This is a genomic window from Streptomyces sp. enrichment culture (genome assembly GCF_964272895.1).
Taxonomy (GTDB): Bacteria; Actinomycetota; Actinomycetes; order Streptomycetales; family Streptomycetaceae; genus Streptomyces.
The window spans coordinates 371,270-390,539 of sequence record NZ_OZ186832.1 but is presented as its reverse complement, the minus strand read 5'-3'; the positions used below and the strand labels follow the sequence as shown (position 1 = coordinate 390,539).

Here is a 19,270-nt window from a genome sequence, read left to right as displayed (position 1 = left end):
GCCGGCTCACTCCAGGCGGATCCGGGCGGTGACCGGCAGATGGTCGCTGCCCGTGCGCGGCAGAGCGCCGATCCGGACGACCGTCGCGGCACGCGCCAGGACATGGTCGATCCGGGCGACGGGGGCGGCGGCCGGGAAACTGAACGCGAAGCCGCGCCGGGGCGCGTCCAGCCGAGAGGTCAGCGGATCCAGCCCCCGGTCGTGCACGGTGCCGTTGAGATCACCGAGCAGGATCACCGTCCGCTGCCTCTCGGCCGCCAGGGCCCGGCCCAGCAGTGCGGCGGACGCGTCACGCCGGCCGGACGCCAGGCCGCCCGGCCCCACGCGCACGGACGGAAGATGAGCGACGTACGCGGCGATCTCACCGTACGGCGTGCGGACGACGGTCCGCAGACCGCGGCTCCACGGCCCGGTGATCCCCGGGGGTCTGATGTCCAGCGTCCGGGTCCCGCCCAGCGGATGCCGCGACCAGAGTCCGACGGTGCCGCGCAGGGCGCGGTACGGGTACGGGCGGGCCAGGGCCTCGGCGTAGACCGGCAGCGCGTCCGGCACCAGTTCCTCCAGCGCGACGAGGTCGGCCCCGGAAGCGGCCAGCGCGCGGGCGGTGCCGGCGGGGTCGGGGTTGTCGTCGGCGACGTTGTGCTGCACGACCACCAGGTCGCGCGGGCCCGGCTCGGCCGCGGGCAGCAGCAGCCCGCCGAACAGCTGCGTCCACGCCGCCACCGGCAGCAGCAGCGCGAACAGGGCGACCGCGGACCGGTGCAGCACGGCGAGCACGAACAGCACCACGACGACCGCGCCGAGCCAGGGCAGGAACGACTCCAGCAGACTGCCCAACCGCCCCACCGCGTTGGGTACGGTCCGGTGGAGGACCAGCAGCGTGGCCGTGAGCACCGCGAGCCCGGCCAGCGTCCGCCCGCCCGCGGGGCCCGGTAGCCCCGGTGTGCCCCGCCGTGTGTGTACGGTCCTCACCGACGCCCCTCAGATCCTTCGCCCGACAGCTCTCGCCCACCAGGACGAGCCCGCGACCGCGCCGGTTCTCACGTCGTGAGGGTGACGCGCGCACGACCATCCGGACCCCGTCGGCGTGGCACACGGCCGAGCCGCGGTGCCCGTGGTGTGCCCTGGAGGCCAGGACGGTTCCCCCTGCTCCCCGCGAAGGAGACACCCCAGCATGTTCGGACAATCGCAGGCGTTCAGCGGCTTCTCGGTCGACGACCTGGACGAGGCCCGCCGCTTCTACGCGGACACGCTCGGCCTCCAGGTCACGGAGGAGGGCCAGGGCGACATGCGCATGCTGATCCTGAGGCTCGCCACCGGCGCGCAGGTCTTCGTCTACCCCAAGGACAACCACACCGCGGCGACGTTCACGATCCTCAACTTCCCCGTGGACGACATCGACGCCGCCGTCGCCGAACTGGACCGCCGCGGCGTGACCCTGGAGCGCTACTCCGGGTTCGACCACGACGACAAGGGCATCGTCCGCGGCGAGGGCGACGGGCCCGCCGCCATCGCATGGTTCACCGACCCCGCCGGGAACGTCCTCTCCGTACTCCAGGAGAACTGACCCCGACCGCGGTGCCGCTCGCCGGCCGGGCGACAGGGTGGCAAGGGCCTGCGGTGCCCGCGCGCTCGGTCAGCCGCTGCGGCGCGCACGGCTCAGCGCCCGCCCGCCCAGCACCGCGCCGGCCAGCCCCACCAGCATGGCCACGTAGGCCCCGCCCAGCCCGTTGCCGGTGCCGAGGCCGCCCTCGGCGGTGGCCGCGACGACCGCGCCGAGCGTCAGGGCGATCAGCCCCGCGGCCAGGGCGGTCCGGCCGCCGAGCGGACCGGTGGCGGCGCCGAACCGGCCGGCGGGCCGGGCCAGCGCCAGCCAGCCGACGACCAGTCCGGCCAGTCCCAGCAGCGCGCCCGTCGTGGCCCCGAGCCGCCCGACACCGAAGTCGGTGACGCCGGCGGCGACCGGCTGGACCGAGGCGTGCGCGGCCGCCGGTGCGGCGAGCGCGACGCCCGCGACGAGCACGGCCGCGGTGGTGGTGAGCAGACGGCGAACGGTCATGGTCGGACTCCTTCTTCCCTGTGCCGCAGACGGCTTCTTCATCCCTCTGCCGGGTACGGCCCGATCCTGTCCGCCGCGCCCGCCGCGCGTCGTCCGGCGGACGCAGACACTTCGCGCTGCCGCCGCTGCCGCAGACGGCTACCGCGAACGGTGCAGGAGACGCGGACGTACTGCGTGCGCGGTAGTCGCCCGCTCGCCCGCGCGGGTGACTCGCCGGCGGCGGCCCACGGTTAGGGTGCCTGCATGAATGCGGGGGTGCCCGGGCGCCGGGCGTGGATGGTCGACGGGGGGATCGCGGTCGGTGTGGCCGCGGCGCTGCTCGTCACAGGGCTGTCAGAGCAGCGTTCCGCCGCGGGGACCGAGGTGCTCGGCTCCGTGCTGCTGGCGGTCGGCGGGCTGGCCCTGGCGGCGCGTCGCCGGGCGCCCGTCCCCGTCCTGGCGGTCACCGGACTGTGCGCCGTGGGCCACCAGGCGGCCGGGTTCGACGTACCCGCCGTCGCCTATCTGTTCGCGGTGTACGCGGCCATGCGCGCGGGGCACCGGCTGCTCACCGGCGTGATGAGCGTGGCCGTCCTGGCGCTGCTGCCGCTCGCGGCCCTGGCCTCGGGACTGCACGACACGGGCGAGGCGTTCGCCCGGGCCCGCGGCGCCCTGGAGATCGCCTGGCTGATCGCGGCCGGCGCCGCGGGGGAGGCGCTGCGGCAGGCGGAGCGGCGCGCGGACGAGGCCGAGCGCACCCGCGAGGAGACGGCCCGGCGCCGCGCCGACGAGGAACGGCTGCGCATCGCCCGCGAGTTGCACGACTCGCTCACCCATCAGATCTCGGTCGTCAAGGTGCAGGCGGAGGCCGCCGTCCATGTGGCCCGTCGGCGCGGCGAGGAGGTGCCGCCCGCGCTGCTGGCGATCCAGGAGGCCGGGCGCGAGGCCAGCCGGGAGCTGAGGGCCACCCTTGAGGCGCTGCGCGACGACGACACGACCCCGCCGTGCGGGCTCGACGACGTGTCGGACCTGGTGGAGCGGGCCCGCACGTTCGGCCTGGACGCCACGCTGACGATCGACGGGCAGCGCCGCGACGTGCCGGCCGCGGTGGACCGGACCGTCTACCGGATCGTCCAGGAGTCGCTGACCAACGTGGCCCGGCACGCGGGCGCCGCCACGGCTGCGGTACGGATCGACTGCCGTGCGGACTCCCTCGTGATACGGGTCGACGACGACGGCCGTGCCACGCCGGCCGCCGCTCCGGTACCCGGCCTCGGCCTGCTCGGCATGGGCGAGCGCGTCACCGCCCTCGGCGGCAGCCTGCGCGCCGCACCCCGCGAGGGCGGCGGCTTCACCGTCCAGGCCGAACTCCCCGTGGAGCAGCTGTCGTGATCCGTGTCCTGCTGGTCGACGACCAGCCGCTCATCCGCAGCGGATTCCGCGCGCTCCTCGACCTGGAGGACGACATCGAGGTGGTGGCCGAGGCGTCGGACGGCGCCGAGGGCCTGGAGCTCGCCGCGCAGCACCTGCCCGACGTCGCGCTCATCGACATCCGGATGCCGGTCCTCGACGGCATCGAGACGACCCGGCGCATCGCCGCGGACCCCGCCCTGGCCAGTGTGCGCGTGGTCGTCCTCACCAACTACGGCCTCGACGAGTACGTCCTCGACGCCCTGCGCGCCGGCGCCGCCGGCTTCCTCGTCAAGGACATCCTCCCGGAGGACTTCCTGCACTCCGTGCGCGTCGCCGCCCGGGGCGACGCCCTCCTGGCCCCCTCGATCACCCGCAGACTGATCCACCGGTACGTCACCCAGCCGCCGCCCGCCGACCTCGGCGCCGGCCTCGACGAGCTGACCGGCCGGGAACGCGAGGCCGTCGTCCTGGTCGCCCGCGGCCTGTCCAACGACGAGATCGCCGACCGCATGGTGATCAGCCCCCTCACGGCGAAGACCCACATCAACCGCGCCATGTCCAAGCTCGGAGTCCGTGACCGTGCCCAACTGGTGGTCCTCGCCTATGAATCGGGCCTGGTGAGCCCGCGCGGCGGCTGAGCGGGCGAGCCGCCCGGTGGCGGAGGAGGCACGGTGCCGGTGGTGTGCTCCGCAGGAACGATTTAGCCGTGGTTGACGGCGCGCCTCCAAGCAAGGTCGAAAAAGTATGAAAAACAGTCACATAGCAGCCAGCACCCACCTGACACGGTGTTTCCTGGAGGACTTGTGACCTACGTTCCCCTCTCTAGCCGCGCCGCGACCGTGGCGGCGGCCATGATGGCCGGCGCGGCCCTGCTCGGCGGCGCCACGCCCGCGGCCGCCGCGCCGGGCGACAACGGTGACGTGAAGATCCAGCCGATGGGCAAGGAATTCAACGACCCGCGCAACTACCCCAAGGTCTGCGACTTCTTCATCGCGGCCTTCAACTTCGACGCGGGGCAGAGCGTCACCTGGACGATCACGCCCCAGCCGGCCGGTCCCGGCGACACGCGCAGCGGTGAGCTCACCCTCCCCTCCGGCACCGGCTACACCATGCCGATCCCGCGTATGTCGGACGGGCAGTACAAGCTGACCTGGAAGATCAAGGGCGGCGCGGGCGCGGGCAAGCAGAAGGTGTTCAAGGTGGACTGCGCCAACATGACCCCGCCGCCCCTGCCCCCCGACGGCAAGCCGCCGCACGGAGGCGTGCCCGCGGGCGGCGGCGGCCTGGCCGCGCCCGACTTCTCCTCGGTGGGCGGCGCGGCGGCCGTCGGACTGGTCGCGTTCGGCGGGGCGATGTACCTGCGACTGCTGCGTCGCCGACGCAATGGCGCGGCGTAGCCGGAGGCACAGGCCCTGGTACCGCACGCGCGCCTACCGGCTGACGCGCACCCTCGTCCTCGTGTCCTGCCTGCTGACGGGCGGTGTCTGGTGGGCCGGCGACGACGAGGCGACCGACGTCGGCCCCACCGCCGCGGCACCGACGCTCCGCCCGGCCCCTGCCCAGGGGCGGGCGGAGCGTCCGCGCCCGTCGGCTCCGGCGGCGAGGACGCACCCGCCCCGCCCGTCGGCTGCGCCCTCGGGGAAGGCGAAGCGGCCCCGCCCGGCGCCCCCGGCCCGGGCGAGGCCGAAGCGCCCGCCCGCACCGAAGCCGCCCGCGCCGCTCGGCCGTTCCCCGGCCGTGCGCGTCACCATCGACCACATCGGCGTCAAGGCGCCCGTCATCCCCCTGGGCCTCGACCGCGAGGGCCGCCTGACCGCGCCGCCCGTCGACGACCCCCGCAGCGTGGGCTGGTGGAAGGACGGCCCGGCACCCGGCGGACCCGGCACGGCCGTCGCCGTGGGACACCTCGACACCCGCGACGGGCCCGCCGTCTTCGCCGGCCTCCGTGAGCTCGGCCCGGGCCGCGTCGTGCGGGTGCGCCGAGCGGACGGCTGGACGGCCGTGTACACCATCGACAAGGTCAGGACCTACGCCAAGGACCGCTTCCCCAGCGACGAGGTGTACCGCCCCCGCCGCCGCCCCGAGCTCCGCCTCATCACCTGCGCCGGCACCTACAGCCCCCGCAGCGGCTACGACAGCAACGTCGTCGCCTTCGCCCACCTCACGGCGACGCAGCCGCCCCCGCCCCCGTCCCGCGCACCCCAGCGCACCGGCGCGCCTCCGGCGAAGCCGTCGGCCCGGCGCTGAGCCCCCGACGGCGACGAGGGACGGCCGCCCCCGACGGCCGGCCACCACCGCCGGCCCCGAGGCAGGGGCCGCGCATCCGCCCCCGCCGACCCTCACCCGAGGCCGGCGGGGGCGGCGCCGCGTCGGCACGGCCCGCGCGGGGGCTTGCCACCGAGGGGCCGTCTACGTGCTGCGGAAGCGTCCCTCCTCCGCCTCCGTCACCAGGCCCTCCCGCACGAGCCGCGCCAGATGCTGCTGTGCGGTTCTGCGCTCCACGGCCGTCACGTACGGCGCTTCGACGTGGGGGCGGTAGACCAGGCGGTGCTCGGCGATCTCGTCGAGGGTGTGCGGTTCGCGGAGGAGAGCGAGGAGGGCGGCGTCCCGCCTGCGGACGACCTCGGCGTAGGCGTCCAGTCGGCGGCGGAACTCGGCGGGGCCCTCGACGACGCCCTTCTGGTGGAAGGTGCCGTACCAGCGGGCGTCGATCTCCCGGCAGCGGCGCATCGATGCCTCGAAGTCGGCCAGGCTGCTGCCCAGGTCGCCGTAGTACGGGCCGAACGAGGTCAGGTCGATGTCCCCGAGGAACAGGAAGCCGTCCGGCTCGATCAGGAAGCCGCTGTGGCCCGGAGTGTGTCCGGGCAGGTGCACGACGGTCACCGTGCGGCCGCCGAGGTCGAACACGGCGCCTTCGTCGAACCCCTTCGCGTCCGGCCGCCCCCGCACATGGAAGCGGTCCCGCAACTCCCGGCCGAGCGCGTCGGCCGCATCGGGGTCCAGCCCGAACCCGGCGAGCATCACCGCGGTGGAGCGCAGCGCCTCCAGGTCCCCCTCGTGGATGTGGACCGGCACCTCGTAGCTCACGAGACCGGCGATGTGGTCCTCGTGCGCATGGCTGACGAGCACCGCGTCCGCGGCCGGTGCGTCCTCGACGAGGGCCAGCGACGGGTCGACGACGAGCGACTCGGCCCGGCCGCGCACGAGCAGCGAGTTGCCGTACGGGTAGGCGCCGCGCTCGGGGCCCGCGAGTACGTGGACCCCTCCGTATGCGGCCGTGGTGTGTCCGGCGGTGCGCATGGCGGTGATGTTTCCCTTCGCGTCGGCGACGCAAGGACGCTAAGGGACCGCCGCCCCCGCGCGCACGCCTTCCGCCGGACCGGCTCGAAGTGCCTTGCGCGGGCCGGGCCGTGGGGCGCTCGGCGCGGGGGCTCCAGGCGGGGGTTCAGGTCTCGTCGGGTTCCCAGCGCAGCAGGTCGCCCGGCTGGCACTCCAGTACGCGGCAGAGCGCGGCGAGGGTGGTGAAGCGGACCGCCTTGGCGCGGCCGTTCTTCAGGACGGCCAGGTTGGCGGGGGTGATGCCGACCTGTTCGGCGAGCTCGCCCACCGACATCTTGCGCTTGGCCAGCAGGACGTCGATGTCGACGGTGATCGGCATCAGATCACCACATCCAGCTCGGCCCGCATCCGGCTCGCCTCGATGTCGCGGGCGACGGCCTGGGCCAGCAGCATCCGCAGCACCAGGACGACGAGCGCGGTGCCCAGCACCGCGAGGCCGAGCCCGCCGATCAGCAGCACGATGCCGGGGGCGACGGTCTCACCGGGCGCCAGCACGACCCCCAACGCGAAGACCAGCAGGGCGGCCGCGGTGATCGCGCCGATCACGATGTGCACGTAGCGGAAGGCGGCGTGCGAGAAGACCGTGCCGCGGCGCACCATGGTCACCAGCCGCCAGACGCAGACCAGTACGACCTGGACCGTCACCACACCGAGGACCGCGATCACGACGACCGGGGTGCGCAGCCGGGCGACCTCCGCGTCGACGTCCGTCATGTCGGCCGCCAGCAGCGGCACCATCACCGTCTGCACGAACAGCGAACCGGCGAGCAGCGCCACCAGCACGGCGCGCAGCGCCAGCGTGGTCAGCTTTCCCATGCCTTCCCCTCTCCCATGCCCTGTCCCGTGCCCTCTCCTTCGATCGAGCAACGATGGAAAACTATCGAAATTCGATAGGTCGAGCAAGTGTGGTCGGACGGAAGCCTCGCCGGACTCCTGGGTCGGAAGGCGGCAGGGGACCGGCCGTGCCTGTCCGGTCCAGGTCGGCCCAGCCCGGCCCAGGGCCGATTGGGGACCGGTCGCCCGCGGGCCGGTGTTCCGTCCCGTTCCACCACCTCACCGCCCCGCCGCGGCCGACGCGGCCCCTTCACGGACGGAGACCCGCCATGCACCCCGCCGGCCTCGTCCCGCCGATCTGTCAGTCGACGGGCCAGGTGTGGACGGGGGCGTTGAGATGCATGTAGTCGATGTACGTCTTCGTCATGCGCCGCAGGGCCTCGTGCCGCCCGCAGTGGTCGTGGTCCTCGATGTGATGGACCGTCTCCTTCTGCCAGACGGCTCCGTTGCGGGCCGTGACACAGCGCTGCTCGATGATGCCGAGCAGCGGCTCCCGCCAGGCCGCGTCCATGCCGGAGAGCTCAAGTCCCCGGTGGGCGAGGGGCAGCAGGCGCCGCAGGACGAGTTCCGGTACGGGCACCTCGCCCACACCGGGCCAGTACAGGTGGGCCTCCATGCCGTGCCGGGCCGCCGCGTGCAGATTGTCCTCGGCGACGGCGAAGGACATCCGGGACCACACGGGACGGTTCTCCTCCACGAGCGCCCGCGTGAGCCCGTAGTAGAACGCGCCGTTGGCGAGGGTGTCGGCGACCGTGGGGCCGGCCGGCAGGACCCGGTTCTCCACCCGGACATGCGGCCGGTCCTGGGAGACCGCGTAGACGGGCCGGTTCCACCGGTAGATCGTGCCGTTGTGGAGGGTGAGTTCGCCCAGTTCCGGGATGTCGCCGCGGGCCAGGGTCTCCAGCGGGTCCTCCTCGTCGCTCAGCGGCAGCAGCGCGGGGAAGTAGCGCACGTTCTCCTCGAACAGGTCGAAGACGCTGGTGATCCACCGCTCGCCGAACCACACCCGCGGCCGTACCCCCTGGACCTTGATCTCCTGCGGCCGGGTGTCGGTGGCCTGTTCGAACAGCGGGATACGGGTCTCGTGCCACAGCTCCCTGCCGAACAGGAACGGACCGTTCGCGGCCAGTGCCACCTGCACCCCGGCGATGGCCTGCGCCGCGTTCCAGTATCCGGCGAACTCCTGCGGGGAGACCTGGAGATGGAACTGGGTACTGGTGCACGCGGCCTCGGGGGTGATGGTGTCCGCGTAGGTGCGCAGCCGGTCCACTCCGCTGATCTCGATCAGCAGATCCTCCCCGCGCGCCGCGAAGATCTGGTCGTTGAGCAGGCGGTAGCGCGGGTTGTCCGACAGCGCGCCCTCGCCCACGTCGTCCTGGCGCAGGGTGGGCAGCAGACCCACCATGACGAGATGCACGCCGACCGACGCCGCGCGTTCCTCGGCGTGGTTGAGTGCCGCGCGGATCTCGGACTCCCACGCGTCGGGGCCGCCGGCGGTCAGCGTACGGGGCGGAATGTTGATCTCCAGGTTGAACCGGCCCAGCTCGGTGGACCACGCGGGGTCCGCGATCGACCGGAGGACATCGCTGTTGCGCATGGCCGGCTCCGCCGTGTCGTCGACCAGGTTCAGCTCGATCTCCAGCCCCACCTGCGGCCGCTCCGTCTCGAACCGCGCCTCGCGGAGCATCTGCGCGAACGCGTCGAGACACGCCTGCATCTTGACCCGGTACCGGCGGCGGTCCTCACGGGTGAAGACCATCGCCGGAACGTCTCGTCCCATCGGTCCTCCACGGTGGCCCGGTCCGGACCCTCACCTCCCAGCGTCGCACCACTGGTGACCTCCCACCACGTAGGCCGACGGGATGACGACCGGGTCCGCATGGGCCGCGAGCCTGCGCCGCGGTTGCGCCGGCAGAGCCGGTAGGTGGGCCCCGAGTGGCGCATCAGCCCGGCCCGGCAGGCCCGGTGCGGGGCCACCGGGCGCTCCGCCGTCTTCCGGCTCGTCCAGAGCCCGTGAGACGCGCGATCAGCAGGTCGGGCAGGCTCCGCCCGGTGTCCCACCGGGCCGATGCCAGGATCCGCGTCGCCGGAGGGGCTCGACTGCGCCCGAGTGGTGCCCGATCGAACGACCGGTCGTGTGGTCCGTGGAGGAAAGGTGGAAGTTCTGTGTCTGATGTCGGTTTATGGGCCGACCAACTGGGTTACCGGAAGCAGGACGAGAAGGTGAATGATCACGAACGACGGTAAGCCCCGCAGGGCACACACCTCATCGCGGCAGGACGCCACCGAAGAACGCGTGTCGGCCGCGGAAGCGATGCGCCGCGTGATCGAGCAGCTCAGCGAGCTGCTCGGCCGGGCGCCGGAGTCGGTTTCCTCGCTGAAACCGACCGAGCAGGGTTGGGAGGCCGACGTCGAGGTCGTGGAGCTCGAACGCATCCCCGAGACGACCAGCGTCATGGCCAGCTACCAGGTGGTCCTGGACCCGGAAGGGAAGCTGCTGGCCTACGAGCGCGGGCGCCGCTACACGCGCGCGCAGATCGACCGGGCCGAGGGGCGTTAGACACGACCCCGAGTCACTACCTCCCTTCACCGGAAGGGAAGACGACGTGACCGCGGTGCCGCAGGGCAACAGTGGAGCCGTGCCCGCCGGCGGGGGTGGTTCGGGCAATCTTTACGACGTCCTGGAACTCGTCCTCGACCGCGGCCTGGTGATCGACGTGTTCGCCCGGGTGTCCCTGGTGGGCATCGAGCTGGTGAAGGTCGACGCACGTGTCGTCGCCGCCAGCGTCGACACGTATCTGCGCTTCGCGGAGGCGGCCAATCGATTGGATCTCGAGTCGGGCCGCAGAGCCCCCGCGCAGCTCCCCGACCTGGTGGAGGGCATCTCCGAGGGAGGTGCCCGTGGCAAGAGCAAAGGCGCGCTGTCGGGCGCCGTCCAGGCGGTGACCGAGTCCCTGCAGAAGGGACGCGACGACGAAGGTGACCGGGAGCCGGAGCGCGAGAGCAGGCGCGAGCGCGGCTCGGGCCGCCGTACCCGCGACCGGGAGGAATGAGCGAGCCGATGTCCGTGTATGTGTACGCGATCACCAGCACGTCGCATCCGCTGCGGCTGGACGACGTCAAGGGTGTCGGATCGCCGCCCGCCGAAATCCGGGTCGTGCGGGGCGACTCCCTGTGCGCCGTGGTCAGCGACAGCCCCGAGGACCTTTCGATCTCCCGCGACGATCTGCAGACGCACCTCGAGGCCGGCCGCCGCCTGTGGTCCGACGGCCCCATCCTGCCGCTCGGCTTCGGCTTCGTGGCCGAGGACGAGAACGCCGTACGCGCCGTGCTGGAAGGGCAGGCGGCGGATCTCTCGCAGCGGCTGGAGGAGCTCACCGGGCGAGGAGAGTTCAACGTCAAGGGCGTGCTGGAGGAGGAAGCGGTCCTGCGTTCCGTACTGGAGGAGGACGACCGTGTCCGGGAGCTGAACGAGCGGACCAGGGAAGGCGGCGGGACGTACGAGGAGCGGGTGACCCTCGGCCAGCTGGTGGCCGCGGCCCTCCAGCGCCGCCAGGAGGTGCTCGCCGGGGAGGTCGTCTCCGGCCTGAGGCCGCTCGCGCAGGCCGAGCACGTGGCGCCGCCGTCGAACCAGTACTTCATCAGTGCGTCCTTCCTGGTGGACGAGGAGCGGTTCGACGAGTTCGCCCGTGCGGCCCAGGAGCTGGACGAGCGCTACGGAGAGGGTGTCGAGCTGCGGCTGCGCGGCCCCTTGCCGCCCTACAGCTTCGTGTGACCCTCGTGCGAGCCGAGCCCCCAGGGAGGCGACATGGGACTGATCACCGGCATCCTGACGCTGCCCGCCGCTCCGGTACGGGGCGTCGGGTGGGTCCTCGACAAGGTGCTCCGTGCCGCCGAGGACGAGTACTACGACCCCGCTCCCGTCCAGGAGCAGCTGGTGAAGCTGGAGCGGGCCCGGGCCGAGGGAGAGATCGACGAAGAGGAGTTCGCCCGGCGTGAGGAGGCGCTGCTGCAGCGGCTGGAGGAGATCAGGGCCTTCCGGCTGAGCCGGGGGGCCGTGCAGGAGCCACCGTGACGCGGCCGCCGCCCCGGCACACGGGGCCGGCGGGACAGCCGGGCGAGGAAGCAGAGGACAGGTCATGGACAACGCCAAGATCGGCACCGCCCTTCTGGGCGGCTATCTCTTGGGCCGTACGAAAAAGGCCAGGCTAGCCCTCGGCCTCGGCGCGCTGCTCGCCGGATCACGGATCAGGCCCGACCAGATCGGCAGGACGCTGCAGCAGTCCCCCTTCCTGAAGGACGTCACCAGACAGGTGCGCTCCGAGCTGGCCGGCGCGAGCAAGGCGGCGGCGACCTCCGTCATGACGGCGAAGGCCGACAACCTGGCCGACGCCCTGCACAAACGCACCGCGGGACTGCGGGACAAGGCGTACGGGCCGGCGGGCCCGGACGAGGAGGACGACGAGGAGGGCACGGCGGCGGCCGAGCAGTCCCGTGACGAGGTCGAGGAACCGAGCGAGGAGCTGGAGGAACCCGGGGACGAGGCCGGACCGCCCGCGGACGAGGACGCGGAGCCACCTCGGGACGAGGAGGAGAGCGCCCAGGACGAGGCGGGCGGCTCCACGAGCACGCGGGCGCCCGCACGTCGACGCCGCCCGTCGTCCGCGACGGAGAAGCCAGGGCCTGAGAGGTCAGGGGCTGAGAAGTCAGGGGCTGAGAAGTCAGGGGCTGAGAAGTCACGGGCCGCCTCCGGCAAGTCCGGTCCCTCGGGGGCGAAGACGAAGAGGACCTCCGCCGCGCCCAGCCGTTCACGCGGCGGCGGCTCACGAGCGGGGCGGTGGGGCGATGACTGAGCGCAGAGCGTCGAACCGCCGTCCGGCCGCACCGACCGAGGCGACCCGACCGGCTCGGGGCACGGACCGGCTGAAGAAGGAACTGGAGCGCTACATCGAGGCCCGCATCCAGCTGGCGCTGGAGGGTCTGGGCCACCGGATGGGCGACACCGCGCGACGGGTCGGGCAGACGCACCTCGGGCCCCGCCGTCTGGTGGGCGGCGTGGCCCGGCGGGGCAAGGCGCTGCGCGAGCGTCTGCCCACGGGCGCGGCGGTGACCTCGACCGCCGCGCACGCCAAGGACACCGCCGCGCATGCCAGGGACACCGTGGTGGACAAGGCCAAGGGCGTCACGGGCGTCACCGGCAGGCGGCACGACAAGAGCGACGCGGGCCCAGGCAAGGGCCTGACCATCATCGAGGACATCGACGTGGGCGCGCCCGTGCCCGACGCGTACGACGAGTGGATGATCTTCCAGGAGTCCGACCGGCTCGCCAAGACGATCAAGCGTCCGGAGGACAGCATCACGGAGGAGATCGCCGACGAGCGCATCGCCTGGACGACCGAGATGGACCACGCCACCGCGAGGGGCGTCGTCACCTTCCACCCGCTCGGCGAGAACCTCACCAAAGTGCTGCTCGTACTGCGCTACTTCCCCAAGGGGCCGGTGGAACGCGCCGAGAGCCTCCTGCGCGTCCAGACCCGCCGCGCCCGCCGCGATCTGAAGCGCTACCGCACCTTCGTGATGATGCGCGAGCCCGAGGAGGAGCGGGAGGACGACGAGGCGGAGGACGAGGGCACGGCAGACGTGGACGAAGGGGCCGTAGAAGCAGACGGGGACGAGGACTACGACGAGGACGACAACGAGGACGAGGATTACGACGCGGAGGACGAGGACTACGACGACGAGGACTACGACGACGAGGACGACGAGGACCGGGGGTCCGACGACAGGCGAGGCATGCCGTGAACGAGCCCGTCCGCGGCGGGCGCGCGCCGTTGCAGCCCTTGTCCGGATACGGCCAGCAGTCCGGCGCCAACCTCGCCGACATCCTGGAGCGCGTGCTGGACAAGGGCATCGTCATCGTCGGCGACATCAAGATCAACCTGCTGGACATCGAGCTGCTCACCGTCAAGATCCGGCTCCTGGTGGCCTCGGTCGACAAGGCCAAGGAGATGGGCATCGACTGGTGGGAGCACGACCCCTCACTCTCCTCCCGCGCCGAGCGCAGGCCCGAGCTGGAGGAGGAGAACGAGCGACTGCGCGCCGAGCTCAGGGAGTTGCGCGCCCGCGCCGAGAGCCCTCTGGCCGACCTGCCCCCGCGTGGGACCAGCGAGCGCGGCCGGGCGCGGCGGTCGGCGAACGAGCCCCGGGCGAGGCCGCGGCGCATCCGGCGCACATCCACGGACGAGGACGGGAACGACACCTCGTGAAGGAGCAGCTGACCTATGTGTACGCCGTCCTCCGGGCGTCCCCGGCCCGGGGGCCCGCGGTGCCGGACGCGCTGCGCGGAGTCACCGGGGCGCCGGTCGCTCTGGTCCGCTCGGACCCGCTGGCCGCCGCGGTGAGCACCGTGCCGGGGGAGGAGTTCTCGGAGTCCGCCCTGAGGGAACGCCTGGAGGACCTGGCGTGGCTGGAGGCGACGGCCCGCGCGCACCACCTGGTCATCGAGACCCTCGCGGCCCACACCACGGTGCTGCCCCTGCGGCTGGCCACCGTGTACCTCGACGGTCTCCGGGTCCAGCAGATGCTGCGCGAAGGCCGGGAGCGGTTCCTCGTCCTCCTCGACCGGCTCACCGGCCACGTGGAGTGGGGCGTGAAGGTGTACGCCGATGTCCCCGGCGTACCCGCGGCGACGGCGCCTGCCGACGACATCGGCGAACCGGACCCCGGCCGCGCCTATCTGCGCCGCCGCAGGTACGAGCGGCAGACCAGGCAGGACACCCTGCGCTCCGCCGAGAAGGCTGTCCGGCGCACGGCGGAACTGGCGCGTCCGCTGGCCGTCGAGCGCGTACGGCACCGCCCCCAGCAGGGCGCTCTGGCCCCGGCGACCGGCGAGAACGTCGCCAACGACGCCTATCTCGTGCCGCGCAGGCTGGGGGAGGAGTTCCGCGACCGGATGCTCCACGCCGCGGACGAGTTCCCCGGCGTGCGCGTGGAGGTCACCGGCCCCTGGGCGCCGTACTCCTTCGCGACCTGGCAGAAAGGGGCGGGGGAGCGGTGACCGAGTACGGCGAGTACGGGGCGTACGGCGCGGGCGGTGGGCAGGGCCGGGCGGGTCCGGTCTCCGGGACGCAGGTGGCACTGATCGATCTCCTCGACCGACTGCTCAGCGGAGGCGTCGTGATCACCGGCGATCTCGTCATCTCCGTCGCCGACATCGATCTCGTACGGGTGTCGCTGCGCGCCCTCGTGGTCGCCGTACGGGAGCAGGCCGAGGAGCAGTGGACGGCCCTGCCGCAGACGCGCGGCACCGGCCAGGGAGGTCACCGTGAGCTCGGCCGCTGAACCGCACCCCGACCGCCTGCGCGAGGTCAGGGACGCCGTGTCCCGGGCCTTCGCACTGCTGCCCGCCCGGCCGGACGACCTGCCCCCGCCGTCCCCCGGGGGGCCTGCGGCCCACCGTCTGCGCACCGATCCGGACACCGTGGAACGGGACCTGGTCCGCCTCGTCCTCACCATCGTCGAGCTGCTGCGCCAACTGATGGAACGCCAGGCTCTGCGTCGGGTCGACGAGGGCGGTCTGACCGAGGAGCAGGAAGAGCGCCTGGGCCTGACCCTCATGCTGCTCCACGACCGCATGACCGACCTCTGCGACCGCTACGACCTCACCATGGAGGACCTCAACATCGACCTGGGCCCCCTCGGCCCCCTCCTCCCGCCGTGACGGACAGGCCGGGCCGCGGCCGGTGCCGGCCATGCGCAAGGCGCGGCTGCCAGTGCTCCGGTTCGGCCATGGGCAAGGCGCGGCCGCCGGGTGGCGGTCGCATGTGCGGAGCCGCCGGGCGAGCGGCGTGACCTCCGGCACGGTTTCCGAGTACCGACCCGATCGGAGGGTGGACGGCCGACTCGAGCACGCGGTGGGTCCGCGGCGCTTTCACCGTCCGACTCCCGGTCCGCGGACGAGCCGCGGGCGCTCGTCACGAACGCCGTTCCCGGGCCTCCCCCAGCCGCCGCACCGTCACCCAGGGCAGCGGTCCCGAACGCCGCTACTGCTCCCGCCGCTGCGCGACCCGCGAACGCGTCGCGGCACACCGGCGCGCCCGCGCCACGGAGGGCTCCCCTGAGGACTGAGAAGCGGTGGCCACGGGGCGAGACTCGGGCGGCGCCGTCGTTATGCCCGTGCCCGGACTTCCCGAACAGCTCGACCGGTCCGACCTGCTGTCCTGCGCGTACCACCCGCCGCGGCTTCGTCCCCGAAGCGGGCTGACGCCGCGTTGTCAGTGGGGGCAATTAGTGTGCGGGCATGAAGAGTTGGATCGACAGTCGGCTCGGGGAGTCCTACCGGGGCCATGAGGTGAACCTCGTCTTCGTCCGGGGGCTGGACGGGGACGCCGTGACAGAAGGGTTCGGCGCGTTGCGGCGTCGGCTGCTGGAGACGGGGACGGCCGGCGGCTGGACGTGGGCGGTGCACGACATGTCCGACCCGGAGAGCGGTGACTACGACCTGGTCGACTACGGGCCGCTGTGCCGGGACGGCGGCGAGGTGGTGGTGTTCGTCGTCGAGCCCTGCAGCGCCAAGGCACACGGTCCCGACTTCACCTACTACCGCTCGGGCCGGTGCGTGCTGCACTTCAGCTTCGAGGACGTGGGCCAGCGGGTGGGCGACAACCCGGACCATCTGTCGGCCGAGTTGCTGGATTCCGGCCTGATAGGCCCGGACGCCGAGTGTGACCTGGCGGACGACGAGGACCACGACTGCTTCGACCACCACCGTGACGACGACCGTCTGGTGCGGGCGATAGCCGGCGCCTTCGGCCTGCCGTCGCCGCCGCTGGCCGCGGAGGTCGTGGCATGAGCTGGCTCCCTCCGGACACCTTCGCCACGTTCTCCCGGGGCATGGACGCCGGTCTGCTGCACCGCGTCCTGGCGGACTCGGGGCGACCGGTGCGGGCGGCCGGCGAGGACGGCGGCTGGGGATGGGTGCTCCAGGACGCCTCTACGGCATCGCACGGGCAGGGCGCGGCAGAACTGGCCAGGGACATCACCGGCTACCGCTTCGCGGACCTGGTCGGGGCGCAGGCGGAGACCGTTTTCCTGGCGTCCACACCCGCCTGCGAGTGCCCCCACGGCCAGAACTACCTGATCCCGCACTGTGAGCGGCACCCGTGCCAGTTCGCTTACCACCGGGGCGGTTTCGAGCAGCTGTACTTCAACCTCGGCGCCCGCAGGGAGTCCAGGCGAGGCGGTGCGCGGGCCGACCATCTGCTGCGGGAGTTCCTTGAGGCCGGGCTGGTGGGACGTGACACCCCGCGCTACACGGCGGAGCCGGGCTTCAACGAGGACGGCGCGGTGACGGTCGGCATCCTCACACGCCACTTCGGCCTGCCCACGCCCCCGTTGTGGGCGGAGGCGGAACCCCCTGACGACAAAAAGCCGTGGACCTCCCTCAGCAGGAGCGACTACCGTGAGCCGCCCACGCCCTGAGTCGGCCGGAAGGAGGCGAGTGCCGTGCGATCCACCACCTCTCAGCGCTCCCCGTTCCGTCGTCCCGGCGTGGATTCCGTGATCTGACCGGGAGCGCGTCCAGCAGTCCGCAATCCCGGAGGAACCCGTGACCGATCTGGTCATCCGCACGCTCTCCCCGAGCGACGCCCAGCTATTCGACGCACACCCCGACCCGCTCGACGCCCGCAAGGGACACGCGCGCACCCGCTTCCGCCCCGCGTGGAAGAGGGTCGCCCTGCGCGACGGCACGGTCGTCGCCCGCGGCGCCTGGTGGGCCGGCCCCGACGACTCGGAGCCCGTCAACATCAACTGGTTCGACGTGGCCGAGGGCGAGGAGGAGGCCGGTGCCGAACTCCTGCGGTCCGCCCCATGGCAGGTCGAACTGGAGATCAACCTGCCCGGCGGCTGGCGGGACGACCCCGCCCTGAAGGCCGCCGCCGAGGCCCGGTTCAGCGCCGCGCGCGCGGCCGGATACGACCTCCTCGTCGAGCGCTTCCTGTACCGCTGGACGCCCGACCTCGGCCTCCCCGACCGCCCCGGCCGCCTCCGCTTCCGCGCCGAATCAGACGACGCGGTCTTCTTCGACGCCCTGCGCCGCATCCACTCCGCCACCCTCGACGCCCACGCCCTGCGCGCCATCGAGGAGGGCGGCCTCGACCTGGCCGCCCAGGAGGAACTCGACTTCTTCCACTGGTGCCCCTCGCCCCGCGAGTGGTGGCAGGTCGCCCACACAGCCGACGGCGACCTGGCCGGAATCCACATCCCGGCGCACAACCCCTCCGGCCCGACCATCGGCTTCATCGGAGTCCTCCCCGAACACCGTGGACACGGCTACGCCTACGACCTGCTCGCCGAGTGCACCCACGTCCTCGTCGAGCACGGCGCCGACACCGTCACGGGCGCCACGGACCAGGGCAACTTCCCCATGGCCGCGAACTTCGCCAAGGCGGGCTTCCCGGCGGTGAGCGAGCGCATCAACTTCCATCCGGTGAGCGGGAGTTAGCGGGACCGGTCGTGTACGCGGGTGAGCTGCCGGTGGCACGGCGGTTCACCGCTCTGGTCAGCCGCCGTGCCGCTGATCCACGCTGGACCTGCCCCGCCCGCCCACCACAGGAGTCGCTCCATGCCTCAGCCCCGCTTCGCCGTCCTCGGCGCCGGCAGCATCGGCTGTCATCTCGGCGGCCACCTCCTCGCCGCCGGACACGACGTGACGCTCATCGGGCGGCCCGCCGCGATGGCGGTGCTCGCCGGGCGGGGACTGACCCTCAGCGGCTCCGGCCGCCCGCCCGTCCACCTCCCGCCGGACCGCCTGGCGCTCGCGACCGGCCCGGAGGGCGCGGCCGGCGCCGACTACGTCCTGGTCACGGTGAAGTCCGCGGCCACCGCCGCGGCCGCCCGCGAGCTCGCCGCCCTACTCGCGCCCGGTGCCGTGGTGGTCAGTTTCCAGAACGGTCTGCACAACCCCGCGGCGCTCCGCGCGGCGCTGCCCGGCCGCACGGTGCTGGCCGGGATGGTCCCGTACAACGTGGTGACCTCCGAGCCGGGCACCGTGCACCAGGGCATGCCGGGCAGCCTGATGGTGGAGCCGGACGGCACGCTGGTGACCGCCCTGCGCGGGGCGGGCCTGGCCGTCGAGCCCCGGACCGACATGCCGGCGGTGCAGCACGCCAAGCTGCTGATGAACCTCAACAACGCGGTCAACGCCCTCTCGGGGCTGCCGCTGCGGGAGCAGCTGGGCCGGCGGGCCTACCGTCGCTGCCTCGCCCTGTGCCAGCGTGAGGCCCTGGCCGTCTACCGCGCCGCCGGTGTGACGCCCGCGCGGCTCGGTCCGACACCGCCCGCCGTCACGCCGTATGTGCTGGGGCTGCCGGACGCGGTCTTCCGCCGGGTGGCGGCGGCGTCCCTGCGGATCGACGCCCGGGCACGCTCCTCGATGTGGGAGGACCTTCAGCGCGGCCGGCCGACGGAGATCGACGCGCTCCAGGGCGAGATCGTGGCGCTCGCCGCCGCCCACGGGCTGACCGCTCCCGCGAACGCCCGTCTCGCGGCCCTGGTCCGGGAGGCCGAGCGCGCCCCGCGCACCTGGGCCGGACCGGAGCTGTACGCCGAGATCTCCGGGAGCCGCCGCTGACCCGCCCGCAAGCC

The 19,270-nt window shown here is 73.1% G+C and carries 25 protein-coding genes and 1 pseudogene; 20 read left to right on the top strand and 6 right to left on the bottom strand.

Annotation, left to right across the window (positions count from 1 at the left end; genetic code table 11):
• Positions 1-6: 6 nt before the first annotated feature.
• Positions 7-972 carry an endonuclease/exonuclease/phosphatase family protein gene (locus tag ACSU6M_RS01700; protein ID WP_437066367.1) on the bottom strand — a complete coding sequence of 322 codons (966 nt, stop codon included), beginning with the start codon at positions 970-972 and terminating at the stop codon, positions 7-9.
• Between the two features lie 202 nt (positions 973-1,174).
• On the opposite strand from ACSU6M_RS01700, the gene ACSU6M_RS01695 reads away from it, so the two are divergent.
• A complete protein-coding gene (locus tag ACSU6M_RS01695; RefSeq protein ID WP_437066365.1) occupies positions 1,175-1,567 on the top strand; it encodes a VOC family protein in 393 nt (130 codons plus the stop codon).
• A 69-nt stretch (positions 1,568-1,636) separates the two neighbouring features.
• Here ACSU6M_RS01695 and ACSU6M_RS01690 read toward each other — a convergent pair whose 3' ends face one another.
• Positions 1,637-2,059 (bottom strand): DUF6223 family protein, encoded by a 423-nt coding sequence (locus ACSU6M_RS01690; RefSeq protein ID WP_437066363.1) that lies wholly within the window; start codon positions 2,057-2,059, stop codon positions 1,637-1,639.
• Between the two features lie 243 nt (positions 2,060-2,302).
• On the opposite strand from ACSU6M_RS01690, the gene ACSU6M_RS01685 reads away from it, so the two are divergent.
• From ACSU6M_RS01685 to ACSU6M_RS01670, 4 genes are all read left to right on the top strand, one after another.
• Positions 2,303-3,430, top strand: coding sequence for a sensor histidine kinase (locus ACSU6M_RS01685; RefSeq protein WP_437066361.1), 1,128 nt, complete (start codon positions 2,303-2,305; stop codon positions 3,428-3,430).
• The gene (locus ACSU6M_RS01680; protein ID WP_437066359.1) at positions 3,427-4,089 is read left to right on the top strand and encodes a response regulator; all 663 of its coding nucleotides are present in this window, start codon (positions 3,427-3,429) and stop codon (positions 4,087-4,089) included. Before ACSU6M_RS01685 ends, ACSU6M_RS01680 begins: the two co-directional genes overlap by 4 nt.
• A gap of 165 nt (positions 4,090-4,254) precedes the next feature.
• Positions 4,255-4,848 (top strand): hypothetical protein, encoded by a 594-nt coding sequence (locus ACSU6M_RS01675; protein WP_437066358.1) that lies wholly within the window; start codon positions 4,255-4,257, stop codon positions 4,846-4,848.
• Positions 4,835-5,698: a class F sortase gene (locus tag ACSU6M_RS01670; RefSeq protein ID WP_437066356.1), complete on the top strand. Its 864-nt coding sequence runs from the start codon at positions 4,835-4,837 to the stop codon at positions 5,696-5,698. The genes ACSU6M_RS01675 and ACSU6M_RS01670 overlap by 14 nt, the downstream gene beginning before the upstream one ends.
• Before the next feature lie 162 nt (positions 5,699-5,860).
• On the opposite strand, the gene ACSU6M_RS01665 is transcribed toward ACSU6M_RS01670, so the two are convergent.
• From ACSU6M_RS01665 to ACSU6M_RS01650, 4 genes are all read right to left on the bottom strand, one after another.
• Complete coding sequence (locus tag ACSU6M_RS01665) at positions 5,861-6,751, bottom strand: MBL fold metallo-hydrolase (protein ID WP_437066355.1); 891 nt, start codon at positions 6,749-6,751, stop codon at positions 5,861-5,863.
• A 145-nt stretch (positions 6,752-6,896) separates the two neighbouring features.
• On the bottom strand, positions 6,897-7,109 hold the full coding sequence (locus tag ACSU6M_RS01660; RefSeq protein WP_437066353.1) for a helix-turn-helix domain-containing protein: 213 nt from the start codon (positions 7,107-7,109) through the stop codon (positions 6,897-6,899).
• A complete protein-coding gene (locus tag ACSU6M_RS01655) occupies positions 7,109-7,606 on the bottom strand; it encodes a DUF2975 domain-containing protein (RefSeq protein WP_437066351.1) in 498 nt (165 codons plus the stop codon). The genes ACSU6M_RS01660 and ACSU6M_RS01655 overlap by 1 nt, the downstream gene beginning before the upstream one ends.
• 319 nt (positions 7,607-7,925) lie before the next feature.
• The gene (locus tag ACSU6M_RS01650; protein WP_437066350.1) at positions 7,926-9,404 is read right to left on the bottom strand and encodes a glutamate--cysteine ligase; all 1,479 of its coding nucleotides are present in this window, start codon (positions 9,402-9,404) and stop codon (positions 7,926-7,928) included.
• A 447-nt stretch (positions 9,405-9,851) separates the two neighbouring features.
• Here ACSU6M_RS01650 and ACSU6M_RS01645 point away from each other — a divergent pair, with 447 nt between their 5' ends.
• The 15 genes and pseudogenes from ACSU6M_RS01645 (at position 9,852) to ACSU6M_RS01575 (ending at position 19,256) form a co-directional block, all read left to right on the top strand.
• Positions 9,852-10,184 carry a gas vesicle protein gene (locus ACSU6M_RS01645; protein WP_437066348.1) on the top strand — a complete coding sequence of 111 codons (333 nt, stop codon included), beginning with the start codon at positions 9,852-9,854 and terminating at the stop codon, positions 10,182-10,184.
• A 46-nt stretch (positions 10,185-10,230) separates the two neighbouring features.
• The gene (gene gvpJ / locus ACSU6M_RS01640; protein ID WP_437066346.1) at positions 10,231-10,677 is read left to right on the top strand and encodes a gas vesicle protein GvpJ; all 447 of its coding nucleotides are present in this window, start codon (positions 10,231-10,233) and stop codon (positions 10,675-10,677) included.
• A gap of 8 nt (positions 10,678-10,685) precedes the next feature.
• Entirely contained in the window at positions 10,686-11,399 is a 714-nt protein-coding gene (locus ACSU6M_RS01635) for a GvpL/GvpF family gas vesicle protein (protein WP_437066344.1), read from the top strand.
• Positions 11,400-11,432: 33 nt separating this feature from the next.
• Entirely contained in the window at positions 11,433-11,699 is a 267-nt protein-coding gene (locus ACSU6M_RS01630) for a gas vesicle protein GvpG (protein WP_437066342.1), read from the top strand.
• 64 nt (positions 11,700-11,763) lie between these two features.
• On the top strand, positions 11,764-12,477 hold the full coding sequence (locus ACSU6M_RS01625) for an ABC transporter substrate-binding protein (RefSeq protein ID WP_437066341.1): 714 nt from the start codon (positions 11,764-11,766) through the stop codon (positions 12,475-12,477).
• Positions 12,470-13,426: an SRPBCC family protein gene (locus tag ACSU6M_RS01620; protein WP_437066340.1), complete on the top strand. Its 957-nt coding sequence runs from the start codon at positions 12,470-12,472 to the stop codon at positions 13,424-13,426. The genes ACSU6M_RS01625 and ACSU6M_RS01620 overlap by 8 nt, the downstream gene beginning before the upstream one ends.
• A complete protein-coding gene (locus tag ACSU6M_RS01615) occupies positions 13,423-13,890 on the top strand; it encodes a gas vesicle protein (RefSeq protein WP_437066338.1) in 468 nt (155 codons plus the stop codon). Before ACSU6M_RS01620 ends, ACSU6M_RS01615 begins: the two co-directional genes overlap by 4 nt.
• A complete protein-coding gene (locus ACSU6M_RS01610; RefSeq protein ID WP_437066337.1) occupies positions 13,887-14,681 on the top strand; it encodes a GvpL/GvpF family gas vesicle protein in 795 nt (264 codons plus the stop codon). The genes ACSU6M_RS01615 and ACSU6M_RS01610 overlap by 4 nt, the downstream gene beginning before the upstream one ends.
• Positions 14,678-14,965 (top strand): gas vesicle protein, encoded by a 288-nt coding sequence (locus ACSU6M_RS01605; RefSeq protein ID WP_437066335.1) that lies wholly within the window; start codon positions 14,678-14,680, stop codon positions 14,963-14,965. Before ACSU6M_RS01610 ends, ACSU6M_RS01605 begins: the two co-directional genes overlap by 4 nt.
• Entirely contained in the window at positions 14,949-15,344 is a 396-nt protein-coding gene (locus ACSU6M_RS01600) for a gas vesicle protein K (protein ID WP_437066334.1), read from the top strand. Before ACSU6M_RS01605 ends, ACSU6M_RS01600 begins: the two co-directional genes overlap by 17 nt.
• A 293-nt stretch (positions 15,345-15,637) precedes the next feature.
• Positions 15,638-15,751 (top strand): annotated as a pseudogene (locus tag ACSU6M_RS01595) (CGNR zinc finger domain-containing protein); the annotation flags it as partial.
• A 172-nt stretch (positions 15,752-15,923) separates the two neighbouring features.
• Entirely contained in the window at positions 15,924-16,475 is a 552-nt protein-coding gene (locus ACSU6M_RS01590) for a hypothetical protein (protein WP_437066333.1), read from the top strand.
• Positions 16,472-17,104, top strand: a complete 633-nt coding sequence (locus tag ACSU6M_RS01585; RefSeq protein ID WP_437066331.1) for a hypothetical protein — start codon at positions 16,472-16,474, stop codon at positions 17,102-17,104. Before ACSU6M_RS01590 ends, ACSU6M_RS01585 begins: the two co-directional genes overlap by 4 nt.
• Before the next feature lie 127 nt (positions 17,105-17,231).
• Positions 17,232-18,128, top strand: a complete 897-nt coding sequence (locus tag ACSU6M_RS01580) for a GNAT family N-acetyltransferase (protein ID WP_437066329.1) — start codon at positions 17,232-17,234, stop codon at positions 18,126-18,128.
• Between the two features lie 120 nt (positions 18,129-18,248).
• Positions 18,249-19,256 carry a 2-dehydropantoate 2-reductase gene (locus ACSU6M_RS01575; protein ID WP_437066327.1) on the top strand — a complete coding sequence of 336 codons (1,008 nt, stop codon included), beginning with the start codon at positions 18,249-18,251 and terminating at the stop codon, positions 19,254-19,256.
• Positions 19,257-19,270 lie beyond the last annotated feature (14 nt).